Raw genomic sequence first — 12,811 nt, 5'->3', positions numbered from 1 at the left:
GCTTCACCTCCGCGAGGACCTACCTTTCAGTCACACCGTGCCCTCGCAAGAAGGGCACCGTGGCTGCGCTTACTATTATGCCTTCACTGCTCGCGAAAGGCGCGGTGGAAGCTGTCGCGGATCGGTTGGGTGATGTAGCGGAAGAAGCTCCGCTCGCCGACTTGAACATGGGCCTCAACCGGCATGCCGGGGGTGAGGAACACGTTGGGCAGGCTAGCCAGTTGGTCCTGGTCGATGAGGACATAGGCCCGGTAGTATTGCTGGCGGGTCTGGTCGTTGGTGGTCACGTCTGCCGCGACCCAGGTCACTTGGCCATGCAAGTAGGGGACCAGCCGCTGCTTGAAGGCGGGCAGGCGGATTTCCGATTTCAAACCGGGATAAACGACGTCGATGTCGTATGGCTGCACGTTGACCTCGGCGATCAACCGGTCATGGTTGGGGACCAGGTCCATCACGGGATCGCCTGGCTTGACCACAGCGCCCAGGGTGAAGATGCGCTGGTTGACCACGGTGCCGGACTCGGGCGCCACAATCTCGCGCCGGGTCATAACATCGGCGGCGGCGCGGAGCTTTTCCTCGGCTTCGGCGAGCTTGCCTCGGACATCCCGAACCTCCAGCGAATTGTCCTGCATCCGCTGCTCCTCGGTCTGCTGGATCTGCCGGCGGGATTCGGCAATCGAGCCATTGGCGCGGTCGATCTGGCTGTTGAGATCCTCAATGGTGCCATCAAGCCCGGCGGAGCTGCGCTGAAGCGAGAGCAACTGGGGCAACCGCTGGAGGCCCTGGGTCACTAGGGCACGGGTCATCTCCTCTTCCTGCTTGATTAAAGTGAGCTGGCGGCGGGTGGAGGCAAGCTGACCGCGGGCGCCCTGGATCACGGCGGTCTGCTGGTTGATGCGGGCTTCCAGCACCTGGAGCTGGCTGAGCAGACTAGCGGTGCGGGCCTCGAACAGGGCACGCTGACCGGCAATGCTGTCTATGGCGCGGGGGTGGATGCTGGCGAGGAGCTCGGGCGGGAAGGCAATCTCGCGGGCACGCGATAGCTCCGCGTTAAGTCGAGCGTCCTGAGCCATCAGCGCCCAGCGCTGGGCACGCTGAGTTTCTACCATGACACTGGATTCGATATCGTCCAGGCGCATCAGCACTTGGCCCTGCTCAACCTTGGCGCCGTCGCGCACTAGAATTTCTTCCACAATACCGCCTTCAAGGTGCTGGATAGTGCGGCGGCTGCCCTCGACCTTGATGACGCCAGGAGCGATGGAGGCTTCGGCCAGTGGCGCGAAGACCGCCCAGCCGACGCCGCCGACGACAAAGAACAGGAAGACAAAAAGCCCGAAGATCACCGTACCGCGGGTGCGCGGTGCCGGAGCGTCGAGCAACGGGTTGAATGGGAAAGGTGGCAGGGTGGCACCGAGATCGCGGCTACCGGGCACCAGGACGCGACTGGCCGACGGATTGGCCACCAGTGGCACGCCGGGGGTGGGCTGCGTTGTGAGGCTCATCGAGGGCAAAACTTTCTTCGAGGCGCGCGACTTATGCAGCGCCATTAGAGGCAGTTTCCACAACTATCCAAAGTTGAATATGGCTGCATGGAGCGGTGTGCCAGGACAATCCCCATCTCTGTGGTTTGGCACGGGGAGCAGATGTGGACAGCAGGACCCTCGGGCTGATGCGAAGGTAATGGAGTGCTGCGAAGAGCAGCCTATTTACGGGCCCGGTCACCCGCCTGCGGCAACGGTGCGGGTGTTGGCGATGATCTTCCACGATTTCCGTGGAAGAATTACGCTACGTTTGTTGCTTGCCATTCTGCCTGGTCTGGCGTGCGGTAGTCCAGGGCCGAATGGAAGCGCTGGCAGTTGTAGAAGCTCAGCCCGAATACCCGAGACGCTTCCCGCCGACTGTGCCCCTCCAGAAACACGAATCGCCGGACCGCCGCGTAGATCTCAACCACGAACATCTCCCGGCGACCTCACCTGATCCCTCAGGGTAGGCCGCCTGCCACTGGCCGGGTTTTACGCCGCCCGCAGCAGCACGCCACCGCTCCAGTGGCCGACTTTCTCTCCGCCGTACACACTTTGGGAAACGCACTGCGTCATGCCCGTTTGGCATCGACGACGCGCTTGATCTGCATCGGATGCCAGCTGCTCCCTCCAGCTGGTGCCGGCACGCCGCGCGCGGTGAGCGCCGCGGCGAGCTCGCGCAGCGTCGTCGCGCCGGCACGCCGCGCCGCTTCGACGTAGGGCAGCACGTCGGCGGCGCGGGCGCGCGACAGCCGCTGCTTCACCGCTGCCGCCTTGCGCGCCTGGTCGGGCGTGCCGGCGCACAGACGTGGGTTGCCGAGCACGACGCCCCGCGCCTTCGCCATGGCCAGTGCCGCGCGGGTGCGCTGGCTGATCAGCCCGGCCTCGAGCTCGGCGACGGCGGCCATCTGCGTCACCAGGAACTTGCCGACCGGGCCGGGCGGGACGGTGGGCAGGTCGCAGAACACCACGCCCCCTTCCCCGCTGCCCTCGACGATACCGAGCAGGAAGCGCGCATTCCGGGCCAGCCGGTCGAGCTTGGCGATCAGCAGCGTGGCGCGCTGGGCCCGGCAGGCGGCGAGCGCGGCGGCGAGCTGCGGCCGGTCGGCCCGCTTGCCGCTCTCGATCTCCTGGAACTCGGCGGCGACTTCGCCGCCGGTGGCGGCGACGTGGCGTGCCACCGCCTGGCGTTGCGCCTCGAGCCCGAGGCCGGAGCGTCCCTGGCGTTCGGTACTGACCCGGAAGTAGGCGACGTAGCGCACCGGCCCGATCGGGCTGGCGGCGAGGACCTGGACAGGATTCCTAGAGTCGGCGGGCATGTGGGAGGGGTTCTACCCCCTGCCCTGCGGGTTTGTCACGGATCCAAAGGAACGTTTCATGGTATGTGACAGATATTAGAGAGCCGAAATGTCACTTTCCAAAGCCGGCTTCAGCAGATTACCAAAGTTCTCTTCAGCAGCCTGGTGGCCTGGCAATTGCGCGACGCTCTGGGTCAGTTTTCCATAGGCGAACGGTCAGCCTGATCCTGTCACGTCTGCCGCGGCACCCAGCGCTCGGTAGAGTGTGGCGTGGTGGCATCGCAGCACCCTGGCCGCAGCGCGCACGGAGGTGCCTTCGTCCACCAGCCGGCGGCCAAGGGCGACCTGGTCCGGGGTAAGGGAGGGCGGCCGACCAAAGCGTACGCCGCGCTGCTTCGCCGCCTCGCGTCCTGCGCTAGTGCGGCTCAGGATCAGCGCGCGCTCGAACTCGGCAATGCCGGCGAACACAGTCAGCACCATCCGGCCTGCGGGCGAGGTGGTATCCGCCCAAGGCTCGGCCAGGCTGCGCAGCCCGGCGTCCACGTCGCGCAGCCGCTCGGCGATGTTGAGCAGGTCGCGTGTCGAGCGGGCCAGCCGGTCGAGGCGCGTGACCACGACCACGTCCTCCTCGCGTACCTGGTCGAGCAGCCGCTCCAGCTCCGGCCGGTCGCGCCGCGCCCCGGACACCTTCTCCGCATAGACCCGCCGGCAGCCAGCCTCGCGCAGCGCGCGGCGCTGGAGGGCGAGGTCCTGGTCGTTTGTGGACACGCGGGCGTAGCCGAGGAGCATGGAGCGGAAACGGTCCGGCAGGTGGTGCAGAACTGTATCGGAATACAGCTTTTCTGCAACGGACTTCTGCGACGGGCAAAGTGCCTGGCCCGCCTGGCTTCGTGCCGGTGTCACGGAACTTGGGAGTTGCGCGACACCCAACTGCCAGCTCATCGGCTGGGGTGGGTGCCCAGCCGCCGCAGCACATAGCGCACCGCCTCGCGCGTCGCGTCCACCGCTTGCTGCTCTCCCGGCGTGCCGGCGCTGGCGTGCGCCCGCTCGACCAGGCGGGCCATCACGTGCTTGCCCTGCATGTCGCGCAGCTGCTCGACCGGCACGCCCGTGCCCGCCGACAAGCGCGCGGCAACCTCGTCGAACCCAGCTCCCTCGATGTCCCGCGCGCCGCGGCCGCGCCGGCCCAGGGCGCGGCGGAGGAACACATCGTAGCCGACGCCGTAGGCTTGGGCGAGGCGGCCGATGTAGTCTTCCAGCCGTTCCCACTCGCCGGGCTGCGGGTGCAGCGGCCACCGGAGGCTGCCCACGTCACCGCAGCTCACGCTCGAACAGGCGGCGGCGGACGCTGGGCGGCTGGTACTCCGCCGCCTCGATCTCATCCACTCCGATGCGCTCGCGCCCGGCCTTGAACGCCGCATCCGCCGCGGCGGCGAGCAGGGCCGCCACCTCGCCGATGGTGCCCTCCGAGCGGCGCAGCACCTGCACGCATCTTGGGCGCGCCCAGGCCGGACGGCTCGCGCAATGGCAGCACCGCCTCGAAGCTGGCCAGCAGGCGGCCGAACTCCGGGTCGTCCTCCCAGGAGGGCAGCAGCAACGGCTCGAAGCGGTTCTCCAACTGGTCGTCGCTGCGGATGGCCAGGTACGCCTCGCGCGTGCCCAGGCAGGCCAGCGGAATGCGCAGCTCATTCCCTAGGTAGCGCAGTAGGTTGAGCAGCTCGCGCTGACGGTGGGTGGGCGCGGCCAGCACGTTGTGCAGTTCGTCCAGCACCAGCATCCGGCAGCCGACCGTGCGCAGGAGGCGCAGGAGGAAGCCCTCCCGGTCTGGCGAACGGCCCTGCAAGGGGCCGGGCACGCCGAGGGCGGCCAGGATCGCGGCGTAGAGCCGGTTCAACGTGGGCGATGGCGGCACCTGCACCAGCAGTACGGGGATGACCTCGTGCTCGCCGTCCGCCGATGCGTGCTGTGGATGCGCGCGCAGGAAGTGCTGGGCGATCGCGGTCTTGCCGTTGTTGGTCGGGCCGACGACAAGCAGGCAGCGCGGGCGCACGCGGCCCGGTTCGCGCGCCAGCATCGCCTCCATCCGCGCAAGCGCCTGGCCCGCGCGGGTGTAGCCGATCCAACGGTGGGCGGGCACGAGGGCGAGGCGCTCGGCAGCAGGCAGCAAGGCCACCTCGCGGATCTCGGGACGGAGGTGGAGGAGGTCCATCGTCACCCCTCACCACTGCTCGATGTCGTCGAACGGCTGCGGCGGCCCCGCCTCCGGTTCCAGCACCGTCTCAGTGCTGGCCAGCCCCGCCGCGGCAGGCGCAGCCGTCGGCGGGGCTGCCGGCAAGCCAGGGGCAGCGTCGCGGCGCGCCCGGTCACGACGCGCCGAGCGGGTCAGGCGCGTCGCCTCGCGCTCCATCGCGCGCATCTCCCCCACCGCCGCATACAGCCCCGCCTCGTCCACCTTGCCCCGGTGCCGGGCACGCACCCGGCGCAGCGCCAGGCGGTGCTCCCACAAGCTGATGGCCGGTCGCGACAGGTCGCGCGTCGGCACCTCCAGGTAGCCGTCGTCCTTGGGATCGAGCACGAACACCCGGCTGAGATCGCGTGGGTCGCGCCGGATCAGCAGCGGGTCCGGCCGGTCCCGTTGCACGATCCAGGCGCGCAGGGCGGAGCTGAAGTAGGTGATGTGATCCAGCCTGATCCCGTCGCGTCGCAAGGTCCGCCGGACGACGGGCAAGAAGTCCATGAGGTAGGCACGCGGGTCGCGCGGCACCGGAATGGCGCCGCCCTCGGCCGCAAGCGCGGCCACGCCCTCTTGCCAGCGCCGCAGCGGCGCCTGGCCGCCCAGCCCCTCGTGCGGACGCAGGTGGTAGTACTTGGCGATGGCGACGGCGAGCCAGCGCTCCAACTCGTCCAGCGTCAGGCAGGCCGCCTTGTCGCTGTCGTAGGCGCCGCGCTGGCCGATGTCGGAGAACGTCGTGCCGGGCAGGCCATGCACCAGGCCCATAAGCGTGCCGATCACCCGCTCGACGATGCCGCCGAACTGCGGCCGTCCCGGCGGGCGCCAGTCGATGGCGATGCCGTGCTGGGCGCAGCCGCGCTCGAAGGCGGCGGAATGGAACTCGGCGGCGTTGTCCACGCCCACCCGGCGCGGCTTGCCGGCCACCGGCCAGTCGGCCTCCACCCCGCGCAGCGCGAGCCAGGGCGCCTTGTCCATGGCCATGTGCGTCAGGCACAGCCCGACCGAGGTGGCCGACGGCGCCTCTAAGGTGACGTGGAAGCCGGCGATGCAGCGGCTGTGCGTGTCGATGGCGACCGTCACCCAGGGCCGGCCAATCGGCTCGCGGTCGAGCGGGTCCACCAGCACCAGATCCATCGGCGTGTGGTCCACCTGCACCACGTCGAGCGGGTGCCGGGCCGGCGGCGCATGGCCATGCACTGGCTTGACCTCGGGATACTCCTCGCCGCGGCGGCGCAGGTCTGTGGGGGACAGCGCCTTCAGCCGGCGCCGGACCGTGTTGGGCGAGGGCAGCGCCATCCCGGCCTGGCGGCAGCGGCCGAGCACTTGCTCCACCACCCAGGCCGCTGACCGCTTCTGCGGGGACAGGTAGCCCTCCTCGACGATGCGGCGCAGCAGCGCCTCGGTGCCAGCGTCGAGGCGGGTCCTGCCCCGGCCGCCGCCGGAGCGGCCCGGCAGCAGGGCCGTCAATGCCCCCTCCGCCTCGCGGCAGCGGCGGAGCAAGGTGTAGGTTTGCCGCTCCGACAGGCCCAGGGACACGGATGCAGCCCGCACTAGGTGGCGCGGCCCGTGGCCGCGCTCGGCGAGCGGCCGGATCACCTCAGCCCGGCGCTGCGCCTCGCGCCAGGCCTCTTCCGGGATGAGCGACAGGTCCGCCATGGACAACTCCCGCCTGCAACGTGCTGCAGCCGGGTTCGGCAAAACGCCACCTGCTGCAGCCCACTTCGGCCAGATTGCAGCCGAGTGTGGCAGGGCCAGGCGTTACAAATCAACGCTCATCGCTGAAGCCGACTTTGGAAAGTGACAGGTCGCGGGCGTTGCCTGCGCTACACGACCCTTGATCTTCGAGATCGAATGGCGGGCCCCAGGAAGCTGAAGCGCGAGGCCCGCATGCGCGTCGGAGATGACCAGCTTGACGCCCCGCAGCCCGCGCCGTGCCAGGGAGCGCAGGAAGTCGAGCCAGAAGATCTTCGCCTCGGAGTCGTCGATCGCTAGCGTTTAGCCATCCAAAAGCAGCACAAACGACATCAAAAGATGTCGAAAAGATATACAAATAGAGTCGCTGCCAGGGTGCGGGCAACTGCCCGAAGCGATGGGCACGCCCTTTGCCGACGCCTGTTCGCTTCCAAGCTCGGCCTGCGCGAGTTTCCCCAGCAGGACCACCACCGCGAAACCATGCGATGGCTGCAGTCGCAGGCGGCGGAGCCCTGGATAGGCCCCACAGCCAGGACGTGACGCTGCCCCAATCGAATATGTGCATTGCGATTCAAGGCAATGATCGCTTGCAAATGTATATCACCATGATTGCGGGCCGATGGTAGTATGAGGTCGTCCCGGTATCGGAGCGCAGGCATGATCCTTGTTGTTGGCAACACAAAAGGAGGCGTCGGCAAAACCACGCTCGCGGTCAACCTGGCGATCGCCCGCGCCCTAGGTGGCCGCGACGTCCTGCTGGTGGACGGCGACGAGCAGGGGACGGCCATCGGCTTCACCGAACTCCGCACCGAGCAACTGGGGCAGCCCGGCTATACCGCCGTCTCCCTCCATGGAGCGGCGATCCGAACCCAGACCCGGCAGCTCGCCTCGAAATACGCCGACATCATCATCGACGTGGGCGGGCGCGACACCGGCAGCCTCCGCGCCGCGCTCACCGTTGCCGACGCGGTGCTGATCCCAGTCCAGCCGCGCAGCTTCGACCTCTGGGCCATCGACATCATCGCCAGCTTGGTGCGCGAGGCCCGGGAGATCAACGACCGGCTCCGTGCCTTTGTGGTGCTGAACGCGGCCGACGCCCAGGGTAGCGACAACGAGGCGGCGGCCGAACACCTCGGCGAAGCCCAGGGCCTCGAGTACCTCCCGATCCCGATCGGCCGGCGCAAGGCCTTCCCCAACGCCGCCGCTGCCGGCCGCTCCGTGCTGGAACAGGTGCCACGCGATCCCAAGGCCGTGCAAGAGCTTGCGGCTCTCGTCGCAGCAGTGTTTGTATAGCGTGTCGATATAGGAGCGCATGCGGATGGCTATCGCCCGTAGGCCGAACGTCAATCGCCAAGCAGTGCCAAGCGGCAACCAGGACCTCGCCGCCGAGGCCTTCATCCACGGCACCGCCAGGCCCGACGTGCCGGCCGCCGTCGTCGTGGAGGCTGCGCGGAAAACTCCGATCATGCTCCGCTTCGACGCGGCGCTGCTCCGGCGCGTGGACACGGCTGCCAAGCACCGCGGCATCAGCCGAAGCGCCTGGATCGCCTTCAAGGTCAGCGAGGCCCTCGACGCCGATGGCGCCTGACCCGGTGGCCGAGAAGGCGGCGCGCGCAGGCCAGCCCCGGGGAGACTACCAACTCGACCTCTTCGCGGCGTTGCCCGGCGACCTGCCGACCCACGACCAGCAGGAGATGATGGAGCGGCCCTTTTTCAGCCTCTCCAAGAGCAAGCGCACCGAACCTATCGACTACCGCGTCCGCAACGGCACCACCGAGATCCGGGTCAAGGTCACGGCGAATGCCGAAACCGGCATGGCGACGATCTGGGACGCGGACATCCTGATCTGGGCCGCCAGCCAGGTTCGCGAGGCGATCACCCGCGGTGTGCCGACCTCCCGCCGCTTCCGTGTCAGCCTCTACGAATTGCTCCGCGCCATCGGCCGGCCTACCGGCGGCGCCGAGTACGGGCGCATCGTCGAGGCGCTGCGCCGGCTCAAGGGTACGGTGATCGAGACGACCATCCGCCAGAACGGCACACGCCCGACGGGCTTCGGCTGGATCGAGGATTGGTCGGCGCCGACCGACGCGGATGGCCGGTCCCTCGGCATCGAGTTCACCATCGCCGAATGGCTCTACCAGGGCATTCGCGACGACAAGCTCGTCCTCTCGATCGACCGGGAATACTTCGCCCTCACCGGCGGGATCGAGCGCTGGCTGTACCGCGTCGTCCGCAAGCACGGCGGCCACCAGGGGGGAGGGTGGGGCTTCACCATGTCCCAACTCCACCACAAGTCGGGCTCGACGCGCCGCCTGGCCGACTTCGCCAAGGACATCCGCAAGGTCGTCGAGCGGCAGCGGCTGCCCGGCTACTGGCTGGAACTATACCGCACCGACGGTAACGAGGAGGCGCTTCACTTCTCGGCCCGCGCCATCCTGCCGACCACTCATCCGGGCTACGCCGCCAAGCGCCTGCCGCGCGTCCGGGTGGCACATAAGCGCGAGGCCGTCGACGAACCGCAGGCCGACTGACCGAACGCGGCAGCCCACTCGGCGCAGGGCGTGATAGCCCGATAGTCCCGGCTCAGCCGGCTCTGAGTGAGCCCGGCAGGCGTCACGCCACCCCGAAACAGCCCATTCCGCGGCCGATTGCGGCCCAATATCCCATCTAAAGGGGTCGAGCCGGGCGTGCTGACCGGATTAGGTACCGGTCAGACCTGCTTTATCGGGCTATCACGCCCCGGTCCGATTAGCGCGGCAAGCCGCAGCGTCGCGCACGGGCTGCGGACAACCTCGTCAGGGCCTGTGAATCCTATCGGGCTATCACGCCCCACCGGACACGGGCTTTCACGCCCCGGAGACACGGGCTTTCACGCCCCGAGTCTCGGTCAAAAGCTGAACGGCACCAACGGCTTGGAGAGTCCGTAAGAGTCTTAATCCTACTACGTAGATTCTCTTTAATGACCTTAGCCTGTGGATAAGTGAGCCGCGCAGAAACAAGATGGCTCTTGAGAAAGTAAGGTTTTTCCCTTACATACCCCTCGCCGTTCAAGGCACTGAAGGCAGGGGCATGACGATGATCGAAGAGGTCTGCACCATTACCGCCAAGGGCCAGACCACGGTGCCCAAGGCAGTCCGCCAAGCCCTTGGCGTCGGCTATGGCGGGCGTATCGCCTTCAGGGTCGAGGAAGGCGGTGCCGTCAGCGTCCACGCCCTGCAGGGGGCCGAGGACACTGACCCGGCGCTAGCGCCGTTCCTGGCGCTTTTGGCAGCCGATCTGACCACCCGGCCGGCTGACGCCGTGCGACCGCTTCCCGACAGCCTGGCAGCCCGCCTAGAGGCACTGGGCGCTGAGGTGGGGGAGGTGGACCCGGACGCCCCGATCGAGGGCGAAGTCAGCCTGTAACGGGTGCCAAGCCCGTGATGATGCGGCACGGCTGGCACCTGCTGGCCCATCCCCTTTTCCTCGACCAGTTGGAACGCCTGCTGACGGCCGTGGAACGGGCCAAGCGAGCCGATCCCGAAGGCTGGCAGGGGAAGGCCGATGCTCGGCTGCTTGCGGCACTGCAGGCCTTGCTGCTGGACCGCATCCCACGCGATCCGCTGGCAGCGGAATTCCGCCAGGGGAACACCCTTGGGCCGGCGCACCGTCACTGGTTCCGCGCCAAATTCGGCGGTAACCGCTTCCGGCTGTTCTTTCGCGCCGACTCCCGCGCCAAGGTCATCGTCTACGCCTGGGTCAACGACCGCGACACGCTGCGGAAGGCCGGCGCCGGAACTGACCCCTACGCAGTGTTCGCCCGGATGCTGGGGCATGGGAACCCACCCGACGATTGGCCGGCCTTGCTGGCCGCAGCCCAGGCTCCCGACGCGCAACGCAGGTTCAACGCGGCAGACGGGTAATAGGATTCGGGTTCAATGCTCACATTCAGCCACTGCAACTTGGCCTGCCACCAGATGCCTGCGTTGATAGCCCCACGCTTGCCCGAGTGGGCCCAGTACTGTCTTCCATCTTGGTCACTCGTCGAACAGCCCGGCGAACTCCGGGTCGGCGTAGTGCCGTAGCTTGGCGGCGAGGGCAGGGGCCTTGCCCGGGCGGAGGATGACCTGGAGGTGCGGGGACAAGCGCATGGCCTCGTCGGGGGTGAGCAAAGGCCTGCCGGCGAGGTGGGTGGCAGTGCCGTCGCTGACGCTGCCGCCACCGGTCCCCAGGCCCGCGGGCTGGCTGCCGCCGGTGGAGGCGGTGACGTACTCCACCGTGGCGTTGCCGAGGACGCGGGAGAGCCAGGTCGCAGTGTCGAGGTCGGCGGGCGCTGAGACCTGCACCAGGCCGGCGTTGGCGAGGAAGGTGGCGGCCGAATCCCCATAGGCGGCCCGGAGCTGGGCGAGGTCCTGGAGGATGGGCCAGAGCTGCAGGCCGAGGCCGGCCATGAGGCCGGCGGCCTGGAGCACCGGCTCGAGGCGGCCGAGGGCGGCAAACTCGTCGAGCAGCAGGAGCACGGGCGGGGTGCCGGGACGCTGCGGGGCGCGGGCCAGCTCGGCGATGGCCTGGGCGACCAGCAGGCGCAGCCAGCGGGCGTAGCTGCCCAGGCGGTTAGGCGGCAGGACCAGGAACACCGTCGCCGCGCCGTCGCGCAGATCGCGCCAGCGGAAGTCGGCCCGACTCATGGCGGTGGCCAGGCGGGGGCTGTCGAGGAAGTGGGTATGGCGCTGGGTGGAGGAGAGCACGCCGGCAGCCTCGCGGTCGGCCTTGCCGAGCTGGCGGGCGGCGGCACGGGCCACCAGCCCACCGGCAGCACCCGCGTCGGCCATCAGGGCGTGCAGCAAGGCCTCCCAGTCGCGCGGCGGCAGGGTGAGCAGCCGGCGCAGTTCGGTCAGGCCACGGGCCTCCCCAGGCGGGCGGGTGGCGAGGTGCAGCAGCAGCCCGGCGATGAGGGCTTTGGCCTCCTCGTTCCAATGAGCCTCGGCCACCTGGCCGGGCGGGTCGAAGACCAGGGCGTCGGCCAGGGTGGCCGCGTCGTCGGCAAGGTCGGGGGAGAGCGGGTCGAGGACGGCGGCGGGATCGTAGGCCGCGGCGGGCTGGCCTGAGGCGCCGAAGGGGTCGAGGACCCAGACCGGCCCGAAGCGGCGCCTGGCACGGGCGGCGATGCGGGCGTTCTCGCCCTTGGGATCGATGCAGATGACCGGGCGGGGGATGGTGAGCAGGTTCGGCAGCACGGTGCCGACGCCCTTGCCGGAGCGGGTGGGGGCGACGGTGAGGAGGTGGGCCGGGCCGGCGTAGCGCAGGGGCATGCCGCGGCGATCGGCGGCACGGCCAACGAGGAGGGCAGCAGGGTGCTGCGCGAGCGCCGGGGCAGCCAGCTCAGCCGCGACCTGCCGGGCATCGGCCCAGGTGGCAGAGCCCATGGCGTCGGACAGGACTGGCCGGCGGAAGCTGCGGCGCAGGCTGAGCAGGGTGGCTCCGACGCCGGAGAGAATGATGCCGGTGCTCCAGACAGCGCCGCCCCATTCGTTAGGGACCAGCAGGCCGAGCAGGGCGAAGATCACCAAGCCCGCGACCATGCCGAGTGCCCCGGCGATGGCGGCATGCACGACGGCACCGCCGAGGCGCCAGGTGAAGCCGATCCCATCCACCACCGCAGCCAAGGCAGTCTTCACGCCGGGTTTCCTTCTACCGTTTCGTCGCCTGCCAACCCGGTCATGCCAGCCGCCGCGGCGGCCTCGCGGTCAGCAGCAAAGGCGCGCAGCCCGGCCCGACGCCAGCGGGCGCGGAGATCGGCCGGATCGTCATCACCCACACCCTGCAACTGCCCTGCGACCTCGAGGAGAGCGCCGAGCATGGTTGCGCGGTCGTCGTCGGTCAGCTCGACCAGCCCGGCCTTGGCGACGAGGCCGCCGAGCTCGATCAGGTGACGGGTCCGGGCCCGGCGGGCGAGGGCCCAGTCGCGGGTGTCGCTGCGGGCACGATCGGCCTCCAGCCGGTTACGCGCCACCGCCAGCCTTCGGAGTGCTCGGTCCAGCCGGCGCAGCCCCAGCCGCATCGCCACCGGATCCGGCCTTGCCGCCATC

13 protein-coding genes and 1 pseudogene are annotated in these 12,811 nt (G+C 69.0%); 5 read left to right on the top strand and 9 right to left on the bottom strand.

All coding sequences use genetic code 11. The annotated features are described in order from the left end of the window. Window positions 1-83: 83 nt before the first annotated feature. The 7 genes and pseudogenes from QWZ14_RS00470 to QWZ14_RS00440 all read right to left on the bottom strand — a co-directional run. Entirely contained in the window at window positions 84-1,547 is a 1,464-nt protein-coding gene (locus tag QWZ14_RS00470) for an HlyD family type I secretion periplasmic adaptor subunit (RefSeq protein WP_290314576.1), read from the bottom strand. Window positions 1,548-2,092: 545 nt separating this feature from the next. Next, window positions 2,093-2,839: a recombinase family protein gene (locus tag QWZ14_RS00465; RefSeq protein ID WP_290314575.1), complete on the bottom strand. Its 747-nt coding sequence runs from the start codon at window positions 2,837-2,839 to the stop codon at window positions 2,093-2,095. 195 nt (window positions 2,840-3,034) lie between these two features. Then, a complete protein-coding gene (locus QWZ14_RS00460; RefSeq protein WP_290314595.1) occupies window positions 3,035-3,607 on the bottom strand; it encodes a recombinase family protein in 573 nt (190 codons plus the stop codon). 149 nt (window positions 3,608-3,756) lie between these two features. Further along, the gene (locus QWZ14_RS00455; protein WP_290314574.1) at window positions 3,757-4,128 is read right to left on the bottom strand and encodes a TniQ family protein; all 372 of its coding nucleotides are present in this window, start codon (window positions 4,126-4,128) and stop codon (window positions 3,757-3,759) included. Between the two features lie 68 nt (window positions 4,129-4,196). Further along, window positions 4,197-5,027 carry a TniB family NTP-binding protein gene (locus tag QWZ14_RS00450; protein WP_290314573.1) on the bottom strand — a complete coding sequence of 277 codons (831 nt, stop codon included), beginning with the start codon at window positions 5,025-5,027 and terminating at the stop codon, window positions 4,197-4,199. Between the two features lie 9 nt (window positions 5,028-5,036). Continuing rightward, window positions 5,037-6,707 (bottom strand): Mu transposase C-terminal domain-containing protein, encoded by a 1,671-nt coding sequence (locus QWZ14_RS00445; protein WP_290314572.1) that lies wholly within the window; start codon window positions 6,705-6,707, stop codon window positions 5,037-5,039. Between the two features lie 222 nt (window positions 6,708-6,929). After that, window positions 6,930-7,043 (bottom strand): annotated as a pseudogene (locus QWZ14_RS00440) (transposase); the annotation flags it as partial. Window positions 7,044-7,400: 357 nt separating this feature from the next. Between QWZ14_RS00440 and QWZ14_RS00435 the strand changes: the two are divergent. From QWZ14_RS00435 to QWZ14_RS00415, 5 genes are all read left to right on the top strand, one after another. Continuing rightward, window positions 7,401-8,036, top strand: coding sequence for an AAA family ATPase (locus QWZ14_RS00435; protein WP_290314571.1), 636 nt, complete (start codon window positions 7,401-7,403; stop codon window positions 8,034-8,036). A 25-nt stretch (window positions 8,037-8,061) separates the two neighbouring features. Next, window positions 8,062-8,331 (top strand): hypothetical protein, encoded by a 270-nt coding sequence (locus tag QWZ14_RS00430; RefSeq protein WP_290314570.1) that lies wholly within the window; start codon window positions 8,062-8,064, stop codon window positions 8,329-8,331. After that, a complete protein-coding gene (locus tag QWZ14_RS00425; RefSeq protein ID WP_290314569.1) occupies window positions 8,321-9,274 on the top strand; it encodes a replication initiator protein A in 954 nt (317 codons plus the stop codon). The genes QWZ14_RS00430 and QWZ14_RS00425 overlap by 11 nt, the downstream gene beginning before the upstream one ends. 538 nt (window positions 9,275-9,812) lie before the next feature. Continuing rightward, window positions 9,813-10,148, top strand: coding sequence for a type II toxin-antitoxin system PrlF family antitoxin (locus QWZ14_RS00420; RefSeq protein ID WP_290314568.1), 336 nt, complete (start codon window positions 9,813-9,815; stop codon window positions 10,146-10,148). 17 nt (window positions 10,149-10,165) lie between these two features. Continuing rightward, a complete protein-coding gene (locus QWZ14_RS00415) occupies window positions 10,166-10,645 on the top strand; it encodes a type II toxin-antitoxin system YhaV family toxin (protein ID WP_290314594.1) in 480 nt (159 codons plus the stop codon). 114 nt (window positions 10,646-10,759) lie between these two features. On the opposite strand, the gene QWZ14_RS00410 is transcribed toward QWZ14_RS00415, so the two are convergent. Further along, complete coding sequence (locus QWZ14_RS00410; RefSeq protein WP_290314567.1) at window positions 10,760-12,400, bottom strand: type IV secretory system conjugative DNA transfer family protein; 1,641 nt, start codon at window positions 12,398-12,400, stop codon at window positions 10,760-10,762. Further along, window positions 12,397-12,720 (bottom strand): conjugal transfer protein TraD, encoded by a 324-nt coding sequence (locus tag QWZ14_RS00405; RefSeq protein WP_290314592.1) that lies wholly within the window; start codon window positions 12,718-12,720, stop codon window positions 12,397-12,399. Before QWZ14_RS00405 ends, QWZ14_RS00410 begins: the two co-directional genes overlap by 4 nt. Window positions 12,721-12,811: the final 91 nt, after the last annotated feature.

The organism is Paeniroseomonas aquatica, from assembly GCF_030409335.1.
GTDB lineage: Bacteria > Pseudomonadota > Alphaproteobacteria > Acetobacterales > Acetobacteraceae > Belnapia > Belnapia aquatica.
The sequence above is the reverse complement of the archived record's forward strand: the minus strand, read 5'-3'. Positions and strand labels throughout refer to the sequence as shown.